This is a genomic window from Streptomyces prunicolor NBRC 13075, from assembly GCF_000367365.1.
Classification (GTDB): Bacteria; Actinomycetota; Actinomycetes; order Streptomycetales; family Streptomycetaceae; genus Streptomyces; species Streptomyces prunicolor.
In genome coordinates, this window is sequence record NZ_BARF01000014.1 from 170,970 (window position 1) to 184,154 (window position 13,185).

The window sequence follows — 13,185 nt, forward strand, 5'->3', positions numbered from 1 at the left end:
CGGTGGTTTCAGTGCCCTGGAACCGGTGGGTCCGCCGACAGGGAGCACGGGCGGAGCCGCGCCGATAAGCTGATGGTGCTCGGCACATCAGCGCGCACCCAGCCAAAACTCCCACCGCAGCACAGGAGGAATCGTGGCCGGACAGTTCGAGGCGACAGCCGAGGTCAACCGCCCCGTCGAGGAAGTATTCGCCTTCCTCGCCGAGGGCACGAACGACCCCAAGTTCAGCCCGAGGGTCCAGGAGATCACCAAGACTCCCGAGGGCCCGACGGCCGTGGGCACCGTCTTCACCAGCACGGTCAAGGACGCCGGTATGAAGACGGGCCGCACGTTCCGGATCACCGAGTTCGAGGCTCCCCATCGCATCCGCTGGACGGAGACCTCCAAGAACACCGTGACGGCGGACGAAGGTGGCTACGACCTCGAAGCCACCGGTCCGGGCACGACCAAGGTGAGGATCTTCAATGTCCTCGAAGGCCACGGCATCGGAAAACTGCTCGTGGGCTTCGCGCTGGGTGCGGCACGCAAGGACGCGCCCGGGTTCGGGCAGCGGATCAAGACGGCGGTGGAGGCCTCCTGAAGGACGAGGCCTCCTGAAGGACCGAGACCTAGGAAGCCCGGGGACTAACTCGCCGTCGACGGGCGGCTGTTGTACGCCTCCACCTCCAGGAGCGGATGGCCCGAGGGCAGGGCCCTGGTCGGCCAGGACAGGGTGACGGACTGGGACTCGTCGGGCAGCAGCCACAGGTAGTTGTGGCTGTACAGCGTCGGCAGTACGCGTCGGCCGGTCGCGCCGTTCTTCAGTGAGAGCCGGACCATGGCGGCGACGGCCGGCCCGTGATTGCGGACGGTGGCGGTCAGTTCGGTACGGGATTCGGAACGGGACACGCGCCCGAGCGTCGAGGAGACCTTCGTCCGCGGCGCCTTGCCCAGCGCCCGCATGGCCGCCGGTGTCCGATAGCGCCAGTAGGTGTTGCGCGACAGGACCCGGCCGTCGCCGCCGGTCAGCGTCAGGCGCAGGAGATGCAGGTCCGGCAGGTCGTCGGTCCAGGCCGCGCTGAACGCCTTCGCGGTCGCGGCCGGTGCCACGTCCAGCCGGGCACTCCTGCTCTCGCCGAGCCGACGACCCGTCAGATCGATCAACTGCGCTGAGACCACGGCGTTCTTCAGGCCGTTGCGCGTGTGGTTGACAGCGATGACCCGCCCCTCGGGATCGGCCTGGACGTGCAGGTGTTCGCAGGCCGAACGGGCGCCGTAGTACGTGCCGTTGACGTCGAAGTCGTAGTCGTAGGTCTGCCAGACCGTGCTGTGCCACGCCGGGTGCGACATCCACAGCATCAGACCGCTGGCGTTGTCCCAGAGGTTCGCGTTCCACGCCTCGAACATGGCGCGCGTGTTCTCGTAGTTGACGAACTGGGCCTTGCGGGCGAAGTCGTCCAGGTCCGTGGCCGTTCCAAGGCGCGCTTCTACGGCCGCCTTGTACGTCTGCGGTGCCTGGTTCCCGCGCTCGCTCCAGTCGTGGTAATACCACGCGCCGCGGATCGGCCACTCGGGCTCGTCACCCGTCATGTTGCGCATGCTGGCGGCGGTGGAGACGACGGGCATGCCGATCTCGGTGTGGAAGCCAAAGTCCTTGCTGCCGTAGGTGGTTGGGTCGAAGTACTTCTCCGGCTCCACCCAGCCGTACGGTCCGCCGCCGGTGATGATGCCGCCGGCCGAGTTGTTCTGGTAGAGGATGCCGGGCGCCTGTCCCTCCACGGCCTCGCGCATGCCCTGGTCGATGGCGGCGGGCGGGTTGCCCTCGTTGGCCCCGCACCAGATGACCACGCTGGGGTGGATGCGGTAGCGCAGCACGGTGTCCCGGGCGATCGAGTTGAAGGCGTCGTGGTCCGGCGGGTCCATGCCCCACGCGTTGGGAAAATCGTTCCACACCAGGATCCCGTGCTCGTCGCAGGCCGCGAAGAACTCCTCCCGGTCGGACGTGCCGACCCAGTTGCGGATCATGGTGAAGTTCATGTCACGGTGCATGCGTACGGCCGCGTCCATCCGCTCCGGCGGCATCCGGCGCAGCAGCTCGTCCCAGCCCCAGTTGCCGCCCCGGGCGAGGACCCGCACCCCGTTCACGCTGATCTTCAACGGGTCCGGGGTGTTGGACACCGACTTCACGTCCGTCCACGTGTCCCCGTCGTCCGACACCTGGATCACATAGGTCTTCGGGTAGGCCGACTCCCAGAGGACGGCGACCCGGTCGAAACGTTGTGCGGCGCCGAGGTCGACCTGGATCCACTGGTGGTCCTCGTACGCCGAGGACCAACGGGTGCTCGTGTCACCGTCGGTGGCGTGTGCGGCCGGGTGGTCGGGGTCCTCGGTGGACGCGGTGGTCTTCTGGCGCAGGGCCAGGTCGGTGCCGGGGGCGGTACTGTCGACGACACCGAGAGACCACAGCGAGGTGCCCCAACTGGTGTTGCGCAGACCGCAGTTGATACGGACGTAACGGGCGGTCCGGGCAGTGAAGTCCTCCACCTGGAGGCTCGCGTTGCCGTTGTTGAACGGCAGCGGAACCGCACTGTTGTCCACCGACGCGGCATCGGTCCAGGTGGCGTTGTCGGCGGAGACCTGCACCAAGTAGCTCTTCGCGTACGCCTGTTCCCAGGTCAGGTCGACCCCGTCGAGGGACTGCACGGAGCCCAGGTCGACCCGGATCCACTGGTCGTCCGCGTAGGCCGAGGACCAGCGGGTGCCGGGATCGCCGTCGGTCACGTTGCCGGCGGCGTGGTCGTCCCCGTCCGTGCTCGAAGCGTCGGCGTGTGCGTGCAGGGCCAGGTCGGTGGCGGGCCGCGCACTGTCGCGTACGGCCAGCGTCCACAGGGAGTAGCCCCAACCGGACGCCCTGGTCAGGCATTTGACGCGCATGTACCGGGCCTGTTGCCGGGCGAAGGGCACGGACTGGGTATACGCGTCACCGGAGTTGGCGAACGGCAGCGGCACCTCGTACTCGTAGCCGAACTGGCGGATGCCGAAGCGGGTGGTGCGGCGATCGCTCTCGGCGCCGTCGAGTGTGGCGACCAGGGTGAGCTTGTGGAGAGCGGGGTCACCCAGCCCGTTGGGCCACCACAACGTCGGGTTGCGCAGCCGTAGTTGACCGAAGGCGTCGGGCGCGAAGGTGACGTCGACGCTCTCGCCCGCCGGCACGGTGACGACCTTGCTGACCAGCACGCCGTCGAAGGCCGCCGAGACCGTTGTCCTGTGGTCGGATGTGTCGGCGTTGCGCACCGGGACGACGATCGTCAGCTCGGCGACCGACACCTGGGGCAGGTTCGGCAGCACGGTGTCGACCCGCGGATCGCCGATCACGACATGGCCGGTCGTTCTCAGCCGGACGTGGTTCCAGATGCCGGCGGCCCGGTCGCGTACCGCCGGCATCCAGTCCCAGCCCGAAGAGGCCAGGTAGGTGGGGGAGTTGAGGTTCATCTGGTTGGCGCCCGCGTCCACCCAGGACTCGCCCGCCGGGCCCTTGTCGCCGGGGCTGCCAGGGACCGGCATCGGTGTGATCTTCACCGCGAGCGCGTTCGCCCCGCCCGTCGCGAGCAGCTCGGTCATGTCATGGGCCGAGCGGGCGAACGGGTAGGTCAGACCGCCCACTTGGTGCCCGTTGAGCCAGATGTCGGCCGTGTGATTGATGCCGTCGAACTCCAGCCAGGTCCGGCGCCCGGTCCCGGTGCGCAGACCGCGCGGCAGCTCGAACTCCCGCCGGTACCACCACGAATGACGTGACAGGGCCTCGGGGATGTGGAGGTTGTTCAGTCCGACCACGGGGTCGGGCAGCTTGCCCTGGTCCACGAGTGATCCCAGTACCGTGCCGGGGACGGTGGCCGGCAGCCAACTGCTGGTGTCCGCGGACGTCTTCGACAACTTCGCGCCGTCGCCGTCGGCCCAGTCGTCCAGTGTGAGTCGCCAGCCGGACTCCACCGGGACCGTGCCGTCCTCGGCCACCGCGAGCTTGGGTGCCGGTCCGGAGTGGGTGCCCCAGTCCGTCCAGCCGGTGGCCGACGGCCGGTGGCCCGCGGCGGTGCCGTAGATCTCGAAGCCGTTGAGGCCAAGGGGGTTGGGGTTGGAGCGCCGGAGGGAGGTCAGGCGTATCCAGCGGGCGGTGACCGGGCGTGGGGGCTGGATGGTCACCACTCCGCCGGTGCCCGCCGTGGTGCGGTACGCGCTGGTCCAGGATGTGTGATCGGTCGACGTCTCGACGACGTACTCGACCGAGTAACTGGACTGGATCTCCTTGCCTGTTGTGCCGTCGGCCGGGTTGCCCGTGGTGGGAGGCGTGAACACCGGGTCGCTCGCGTCGGCCTCGAAGGTGAGGCGGATCGACGTGACGGTGCATACGGCCTGTAGATCGATCGCGATCCACTGCGGGTCGCCCGCCGCCGCCCGCCATCCGCTGCCGCGCACCCCCGGCGAGGTGAGCTGGTCCACCACGAACGAACCCGGGGTGGGCGCGTAGGCCGTCGAGGAGACGGACACGGGGCGGTGGAGGGCGAGTTCGCCGGGTGTGGCGGGGGAGGAGGGCGCGGCCGACGCGGGCAGGCGGAGACCGAGGCCGAACCCCGCCAGGAGGCTGGAACCCGTGGTGACGACGGAGCGGCGCGACATGTGTGGCGAACTCGATTGATCTGTCATGAGCGTGATGTCCCATCAGACGTCGGCGGCACTGACAACGTTGCCAAAGGCTGTGACGCGAGGGAAGCTGTGTCAACCCCTGATGCGGCGTTCTAATAAATTAGGAATTAATATTGACAGGGTTTCGGTCGCGCGCCACAGTCGTCGCCGTGACGCCGGAAGCCCCCTGTCGCAGTGCGGCCCGGGTCACGTCCTCCTGCTTCCCAACCCTCGGGAGAGGCAAGTGACTTCATATCCGCAGGTCCGCACACCCGCGGCTTCGAGACGGACGCGCCGTGTCACCGTCGTCGCCATCGCGACCGTGCTGGCGGCGACCGCCGCTCCGGTGGCCACGGCGCAGAACACGGCCTCCGTGGCCACGGCGCAGGCCGGCGTCGACCAAGGCGCACCCGACTACTACGACAGCGGCCTCGCGCCGACGCCCTACATGGGCTGGAACACCTACTACGGTCTCGGCGCGCCCACGGAGCAGCAAGTGCGCTCCGTCGCGGACAAGCTGGTCAACAGTGGTCTGCGGGACGCCGGTTACGACATCGTGTGGCTCGACGGCGGCTGGCAGGCCGACAACCCGCGTGACGCCAACGGGCAGTTGGTCGCCAACCCGACCCGCTTCCCCTCCGGCATCCCCGCCCTCGTCTCCTACCTGCACAAGCGCGGTCTGAAGGCGGGCATCTACACCGACGCCGGGACCTACGACGGAGGCAAGAGCTGCGGGCTCGGCAGCAGGGGCCACTACGACGCGGACGCACGGCAGTTCGCCGGCTGGAAGATCGACGCGGTCAAGGTCGACTTCCTGTGCGGCATCGGCGCGAAGCTCGATCCGGGCCCGGCGTTCAAGGAGTTCAGCGACGCGGTGGCCAAGTCCGGCCGCAAGATGCTGCTCAACCTGTGCAACCCGCTCACCGACGACTGGGGCCTGCCGCACACACCCGAGCAGGACGCGCACAACACGTACGTCTACGCCCCGACGATCGCCGACTCCTGGCGCACCGGCACGGACATCGCCTGGGGCACCGCGAGCCCCGGTCAGTGGCCCAACATCCTGCGCAACATGGACGCGAACGCCTGGCACCCCGAGGCGCAGGGACCGGGGCACTACAACGACCCGGACTATCTCATCCCGATGCGCCAAATGACCGACGGCACCCTGGAGTTGACCCAGGAGGAGTCCACCACGCAGTACGTGATGTGGGCCGAGATGGGTTCGCCGCTCGTCCTGGGCTCCGACCCGCGCACCCTCTCCGACTCGATGCTCGCCACCCTGCGCAACCCGGAGATCATCGCCGTCGACCAGGACCCGCTCGCCATTCAGGGCGTGCGGGTGGCCTCGGACTCGGTCGGCGACGTGTACAGCAAGGTGCTGGAGGGACGCGGCCAGCGCGCGGTCGTCCTGCTCAATCGGTCCGACCAACCCGCCCTGCGTACCGTGCAGTTCGCGGACACCGCACTCGGTGGACCGGTCCAGGTGCGTGACCTGCGGGCACGTGTCGACCGGGGCACGCACACGGGGTCGTACACCGTCGAGGTCCCCGCGCACGGCACCGCGCTCCTGAAGCTGACCGGGGCGGACGCTCTGCCCGGTACGAACCTGGGCGCGAAGGCCACGTCGAGCCCGGCCGTCGTCCGCGACGGCGACACGCTCACCACCTTCCTGCGCGGACCGCACGGCTCGCTCGTCCAGCGGACCGACGGCGGGACGAAGGACCTCGGCGGCCCCACGAAGGGCGCGATCCTCGGCCAGCCCGCCGCCTACGCCTCGGCCGGCGGCCGGATCGACGTCTTCGTACGCGGCGCCGACTCCCGGGTGTACCGGCGGGCCTACGTCGGCGGCCGTTGGGGCGCGTGGCAGAGCCTGGGCGGCCGGGTGGCCGACGCGCCGTCGGTGGCCTTCGCCGACCCCGCGCACTGGACGCTGTTCGCCACCGGCACGGACGGGCAGGTCGTGCAGCGCGGCCCGTCGACCGGCTGGACCTCGCTCGGCGCACCCGGTGGCCGGGCGGTGTACGGGCGGCCGTCCGCTGCCGTGGACGCTCAAGGACGGGTGCAGGTCGCCGTACGCAGCGCGGCCGACGACGTGTGGACGCGGTCCCGGGATGTGTCGGGGGAGTGGTCGCCGTGGGCGTCGGTCGGCGGGACCGTCAGCGGGAGCCCGACGCTGGTCGCCGTAGGGGATGCCGTCGTGCTGTACGCGCGGGCCGCCGACTACACGCTCTGGCAGCAGCGGTACGAGAACGGTGCCTGGCAGGGCTGGACCAAGCAACAGGCGTTCCCCAGCGCCGCGTTCGACGGTGCGCTCGGGGCGGTGGCCGGGCCGGACGGGACGGTCGACGCGGTGTTCCGCGGAGTCGACGGCTACGTACACCTGATCCAGTTCAACTAAATTAGTAATTATTCTTGACGTGGTGGGGACACCACGTGAATCTGGGACCGCGTGCATCCGGATCTGTGTGCATCCGGATCCGCGCGGGATCCACAGGGAGCCATCTATGACGAACCATCAGCCAGACCGCCGCCGGTTCCTCGCCGGACTCGGTGCCGCGGGGGCGACGGCGCTGCTCAGCGGCTGTGTCACCTCGACCTCCACCGGCAAGAGCTCCTCGAAGGGCGCGGTGAGCCTCCAGTCCAACCTCTCCGCCCCGCAGGCCAAGGCCGCGATGCAGGACCTCGTCGCCGCCTATGCCAAGAAGGGCTCCGACCGTGCGAGCCTCAACACGGTCGCGGCGGAGACCTTCCGCACCCAGCTGCCGACGTACCTCACCTCGGCCAACCCGCCGGACGTGTACACCTGGTACCCCGGCTCGGTCGCGGACGCCTACGCCAAGAAGAACCTGCTGCTCGACCTCGACGAGGCGTGGACCTCCTCGCCCGACCTCAAGCGCTACTCCAAGGCGCTCAACTCGCTGTGCACCGCGAGCTCCGGCAAGAAGGTCTTCGTGCCCAACACCTATTACTGGTGGGGCATGTTCTACCGGAAGTCCAACTTCGCCAAGTGGGGCGTGAGCGAGCCGAAGAGCTGGGACGAGTTCCTCGACCTGTGCGACAAGCTCAAGAGCAAGGGCGTCACACCGATCGGACTGGGAGCCGGCGGCGGCACGGCCTGGGTGGCCTCGGCCTGGTTCGACTACCTCGACATCCGTATCAACGGCGCCGAGTACCACCGCCAACTCCTCGCGGGGAAGCACCGGTTCGACGACCCCGAGGTGCGCAAGGTCTTCGACCGCTGGCAGGAGGTGCTGCCGTACTTCGACCAGAACGGCGCCGCCGTCGCCTTTCAGGACGCGTCGACCTCCATGCTCAACGGCCGCAGCGGCATGATGCTCATCGGCACCTTCTTCGCCGACGCGGCGCCCAAGAGCGCCCTGGACGACATCGACTTCTTCCGCTTCCCCGTCATCGACTCCAAGGTCCCGCTCGCCGAAGAGGCGCCTGTGGACGGCTACTTCGCCAGCGCCCGCACCGGCCGCCACGACCAGGTGATCGACCTGATGAAGTACCTCGCCACCGCCGAGGCCCAGGAGATCTACATCAAGGGCTCCTCCGGCACCGTCCTGCCCTGCAACCCCGACGCCAAGGACGCCGGTACCGCACTGGTCAAGAAGGGCCGCAAGCACGTCGATTCGGCTGTGGAGATCACCCAGTTCTTCAACCGGGACTCCAGCGACGCCCTCCAGCCCACCGCCGACAACGCGTTGATCAAGTTCCTGGCCAAGCCCAAGTCGATCGGGAGCATCCTCACCGACTGGCAGCGCGACGCCGAGAAGATCTGGAACGCGTGACATGGCCGTCCTGACCGCGCCCGAACGGAGGTCCCCGACCCCAACGCCCGCCAAGGGCAAGCGGGTTCGGGGCCCCCGGCGGACACCCCCGCTGGTGCTCGCCTTCGTCCTCGTCCCGCTCCTTGTCGAGGCGGTATGGGTGTTCTGGCCCGCCGTGCAGGGTTTCTACCTCGCCCTGACCAAGTGGGACGGCGTCTCCCCACCGCAGTTCGTCGGCCTGGGCAACTTCCGGGAGATGGCCCACGACGACGTCTTCCGCAGCGCGGCCGGCCACACCGTCCTCTGGCTCGTCCTCTTCGGCGGCCTGTCCGCCGTGCTCGGCCTCGCCGCAGCCCTGCTGCTCCAACAGGAGCGCCGCGGCGTCGGCTTCTACCGAGCGGCCCTGTTCCTGCCGGTCGTCTTCTCACTCGTCGCCACCGCCCTCGTCTGGCAGGCGATCTACCAACCCGACGGCGTCCTCAACCAACTCCTCCAGTCCGTCGGCCTCGGCAGCCTCCGCCACGCCTGGCTCGCCGACCAGGACACCGCCCTCTACGCCGTGATCGTGCCCGCGCTCTGGCGCCAGATCGGCTACGTCATGGTCCTCTACCTGGCCGGCCTCAAGGGCATCGACCCCGCACTGTACGAGGCCGCCAAGGTCGACGGCGCCGGCGCCTGGCAACGCCTGCGGCACGTCACCCTGCCCCAACTGCGCAGTGTCAACGCGGTGGTTCTGTCGGTCATCGTCATCGACTCGCTCCGCTCCTTCGACGTCGTCTGGTCACTGACCCGCGGCGGCCCCTACCACTCCTCCGAGCTGCTGAGCACCTACATGTACTCAACCGCCTTCCAGTCCCTACGACTCGGCTACGGCTCCGCACTCGCCGTCGTCATCTTCGTGCTGGCCTTCGGCGTCATCTGCTCCTACCTCGTCCGCGCGTTCCGGGAGGCCGACTGATGTCCGCCAACTCCACGGCCCTGCGCCGAAAGCGTGCCGCGACCGCCGGATTCCACCTGGGCGCGGGCGCGTTGGCGATCCTGTGGCTGCTGCCCATCGCCCTGGTCCTGGTGACCAGCCTCCGCTCCTTCGACGACATCGCCGCGAACGGCCTGGGCAGCTGGCCGCACTCCTTCACCCTCGGCAACTTCCACCAGGCCTGGGTCGACGGCGGCCAGCAGCGCGCCCTCATCAACAGCCTGATCGTCACGATCCCCTGCGTCCTGATCACGCTGGCCCTCGCCGCCATGGCCGCCTTCGCCCTCAGCCGCTACGAACTCCGCTTCCGCCGCTCCCTGTTGCTCCTCATGCTCGGCGGCAACCTCCTCCCACCGCAGATCCTCCTCATCCCGGTCTCCAAGCTCAGCGAAGTGATGGGCATCTTCGACACCCTGCCCGCACTCGTCGGCGTGCAGATCGGCTTCGGCGTCGGCTTCTACGTCTTCGTCCTGCACGGATTCATGCGCTCGATCCCGACTGAGATCCAACAGGCGGCGGTCGTCGACGGCGCCGGCCCCTGGCAGATCTTCTGGCGGATCATCCTCCCGCTGACCCGCCCCGCCCTGGCCGCGCTCAGCGCCCTCTCCTTCACCTGGATCTTCAACGACCTGCTCTGGGCGATCACCGTGCTGCGCAGCGACACCAAGATGCCGATCACCGCAGCGCTCATCGGACTTCAGGGCCAGTTCGTGTCGATGTGGAACGTCATCGCGGCCGGGTCCGTCATCGCCGCCGCACCCACGGTCGCCGTGTTCCTGCGCTTCCAGCGGCACTTCGTGGCGGGGCTCAACCTCGGGGCGGTCAAGTGACGTACGAGCGCTGGACCTTGCGCACGGAGAACACCAGCTACACCGTGCGCCTGTCCCCGGACGGCCCCTGGGCCGAACTCGACGCATGGGGACCACTCGGCGTCGAGGACGGTCCGTCCGCGCTGGACTGGTCGAGACGCACGCACTTCATCACACCCGCCGACGCGGCGCCGGCCGAGTATCTCCCGTACGGACTGAGGCCGTTCGCCGGTTCCGAGCTGGTGGCGTCGCGTCCGGACGGCGAGGACCGAGGCATGTGGTGGGAGTTCGTCGGGGCGGAGACGGACGAGGGCGCCCTCCGACTCGCCTTCCACGACGAGCTGTTGGGCCTCCAGTCTGTCCTCCACTACGAGACCGTGCCGGGCACGGACGTGATCCTCCGCTGGACAGAGTTCACCGCCGCCTCGCAGGAACTTCGTCTGGAGCGGTTCGACTCGGCCGCCGTGAACATCCCCGTCACCGGAGCCGCCCGCCTGACCTACCTCACGGGCCAGTGGTCGCAGGAGTTCCAGCGCACCCAACTCGACCTGCCCCGGGGCACGTTCACCATCGGCAGCCTCCAGGGCGTACCGGGACACGCCTACGCACCCTGGCTCGCGGTGCAGGACGGCGAATCGCCGGCCGCGTACGGCATCGCCCTCGCCTGGCCCGGCAACTGGCACATCACCGCCGAGGCCGAACCCGGCGGTGCCGTGCGCGTGCGGGCGGGCCGCGTCCCACACGAAGGCGCGGTGATCCTCGCCCCCGGCGAGACCCTCGCCACCCCTCAACTCGCCTGCGCCTTCAGCCCGGAGGGACTCGACGGGCTCTCCCGCGTCTGGCACCGCTACGAACGACATCTCTCCGGCGAGCGCCTGCACCGCCCCCGCAAGGTCCTCTACAACTCCTGGGAAGCCACCGGCTTCGACGTCGACGCGGCCGCGCAACTGGAGCTGGCGAAGACGGCCGCCGATATCGGGGCCGAGCTGTTCGTCGTGGACGACGGCTGGTTCACCGGACGCGCCGACGACACCGGGGGGCTGGGGGACTGGTGGCCCGATCCGGCCGCCTTCCCGCAAGGCTTCGACCAATTCATCGCGGACGTAAGGGCGTTGGGCCTGGACTTCGGTCTGTGGATAGAGCCCGAGGCCGTCAGCCCGGGGAGCCGTCTGTACGCCGAACACCCCGAGTGGGTCTACCGCGTCGAGGGCCGCCCCGGCCGACTCGTCCGCAACGAGCTGCTCCTCGACCTGGGCCGGACCGACGTCCAGGACTTCGTGATCGGGACACTCGACCGGCTGCTCGGCACCTACGCCATCAGCTATCTCAAGTGGGACATGAACCGCCCGCCCACCGAGCGGGGTCGTCCCGGTGCCGGCGGCCTCGATCTCGACGCCGAGCATGTCGCTGGATACCTGCGCGTCCTCGACCACCTCCGTTCCGCTCACCCCGACGTCACCGTCGAGGGCTGCGCGGGCGGCGGCGGGCGGATCGAGCACGCGACGATCGCGCGCACCGACGTGGTGTGGCCCAGCGACAACACCGCACCGCTGGACCGGCTTTCGACCCAGTACGGGTTCCTGCACGCGCACGCGCCGCACGTCATGAGTTCCTGGGTCACCGACGCGCCCGGCATCTTCGATCCGCGCCCGCGCAGTCTCGCCTTCCGGTTCGTCAACGCCATGTGCGGGGTGCTGGGCGTCGGCGCCGACCTGCGCGCGTGGACGCCGGAGCAGCGGGCCGAGGCCGCCCGGTGGATCGGCCGGTACAAGGAGGTGCGGGACGTGATCCACCATGGTGAGGCGCGGCTCCTCGGTACGCCGGAGGAGCCGAGCTGTGGGGTGCAGTTCGACGCCGGGGACCGGACCGTCGTCGCCGCGCTGAGTACCGGGCGGCTCGACGGGGCGCCGCTCCTGCCGGGGCGGGCGGACCGGCTGCGGTTGCGGGGGCTCGAACCGGCGGCGCGCTATCGGGACACGGCGACGGGAACGTCGTACGGCGGAGCGCATCTGTTGCACTACGGGCTGCCGTTCGCCTGGAGTCGCGATCATGATGCCGACCTGGTCGTGCTCGTGCGCGAATGAGCGAGTGAGCCCCTTATGTTTCCAGCAAGCCCTTACTCGTGAAAGACGCGAAGGACCCGAAGGTCGCGAAGGAGTCGAAACTCGATGGAGCAGTCCGTACGACGGATCGGTGCCCGTTTCACCGGGCGCACGGCCGTGGTCACCGGCGCGGCCTCCGGTATCGGAGCCGCCACGGCCGTACGCCTCGCCGAGGAGGGAGCCGCGGTGGTGCTCGCCGACGTAGCCGAGGAGCGGGGCGAGGCGGTGGCGGAGCGGATCGGCAAAGACGGTGGGCGGGCGCGGTTCGTGGCCGCCGATGTCACGGGCGAGGACGACTGGGCGCGGATCGTCGGCGCCGCGCACGCCTTCGGGCCCGTCGACGTGCTCGTCAGCAACGCCTACACCGTCGACGTCACACCCGCCCACGAGATGACCCTGCCGTCCTGGCAGCGGCAGCTCGACGTCAACCTGACCGGCAGCTTCCTCGGCTTCCGGGCGGTGCTGCCCGATCTACGCGAACGCGCCGGAGCGGTGGTACTGACCTCGTCCGTGCACGCCCACAAGGGCATCCCCGGGCATCCCGCCTACGCCGCCGCCAAGGGCGCGTTGCTCTCCCTGTGCAGTCAACTCGCCGTCGAATACGGGCCTGTTGTGCGCGTCAACGCCGTCCTCCCGGGACCGATACTGACCGCGGCCTGGGACAGAGTGCCGCCCGAGGAACGGGAACGCAGCATCGCCGAGACGGCCGCACGCCGCTTCGGCACGCCCGAGGAAGTGGCCGCGGCCATCGCGTTCCTCAGCGCCGACGAAGCCTCCTTCATCACCGGGACGAGTCTCGTGGTGGACGGCGGCTGGAGCGTCGTCAAGGCCTCCGCATGACCACGCTCCCCAACCAGCAGAAA

The 13,185-nt window shown here is 69.3% G+C and carries 8 protein-coding genes; 7 read left to right on the forward strand and 1 reads right to left on the reverse strand.

The window, feature by feature from the left end; genetic code table 11:
• The first annotated feature begins 133 nt into the window (after positions 1-133).
• Positions 134-580 (forward strand): SRPBCC family protein, encoded by a 447-nt coding sequence (locus SPR02S_RS06580; protein ID WP_019056143.1) that lies wholly within the window; start codon positions 134-136, stop codon positions 578-580.
• 44 nt (positions 581-624) lie between these two features.
• Here the strand turns inward: SPR02S_RS06580 and SPR02S_RS06585 are convergent, their stop codons facing one another.
• Positions 625-4,680 carry a discoidin domain-containing protein gene (locus SPR02S_RS06585; RefSeq protein WP_026150289.1) on the reverse strand — a complete coding sequence of 1,352 codons (4,056 nt, stop codon included), beginning with the start codon at positions 4,678-4,680 and terminating at the stop codon, positions 625-627.
• 223 nt (positions 4,681-4,903) lie between these two features.
• Between SPR02S_RS06585 and SPR02S_RS06590 the strand changes: the two genes are divergently transcribed.
• The 6 genes from SPR02S_RS06590 (at position 4,904) to SPR02S_RS06615 (ending at position 13,162) form a co-directional block, all read left to right on the forward strand.
• Positions 4,904-7,060, forward strand: a complete 2,157-nt coding sequence (locus tag SPR02S_RS06590; protein ID WP_019056145.1) for a DUF8189 domain-containing protein — start codon at positions 4,904-4,906, stop codon at positions 7,058-7,060.
• A 106-nt stretch (positions 7,061-7,166) separates the two neighbouring features.
• The gene (locus SPR02S_RS06595; protein WP_019056146.1) at positions 7,167-8,456 is read left to right on the forward strand and encodes an ABC transporter substrate-binding protein; all 1,290 of its coding nucleotides are present in this window, start codon (positions 7,167-7,169) and stop codon (positions 8,454-8,456) included.
• 1 nt (position 8,457) lies between these two features.
• Positions 8,458-9,393: a carbohydrate ABC transporter permease gene (locus SPR02S_RS06600; protein ID WP_026150290.1), complete on the forward strand. Its 936-nt coding sequence runs from the start codon at positions 8,458-8,460 to the stop codon at positions 9,391-9,393.
• Positions 9,393-10,241 carry a carbohydrate ABC transporter permease gene (locus tag SPR02S_RS06605; RefSeq protein WP_019056148.1) on the forward strand — a complete coding sequence of 283 codons (849 nt, stop codon included), beginning with the start codon at positions 9,393-9,395 and terminating at the stop codon, positions 10,239-10,241. The genes SPR02S_RS06600 and SPR02S_RS06605 overlap by 1 nt, the downstream gene beginning before the upstream one ends.
• On the forward strand, positions 10,238-12,304 hold the full coding sequence (locus tag SPR02S_RS06610) for an alpha-galactosidase (RefSeq protein ID WP_019056149.1): 2,067 nt from the start codon (positions 10,238-10,240) through the stop codon (positions 12,302-12,304). Before SPR02S_RS06605 ends, SPR02S_RS06610 begins: the two co-directional genes overlap by 4 nt.
• Positions 12,305-12,388: 84 nt before the next feature.
• Complete coding sequence (locus SPR02S_RS06615) at positions 12,389-13,162, forward strand: SDR family NAD(P)-dependent oxidoreductase (protein ID WP_019056150.1); 774 nt, start codon at positions 12,389-12,391, stop codon at positions 13,160-13,162.
• Positions 13,163-13,185: the final 23 nt, after the last annotated feature.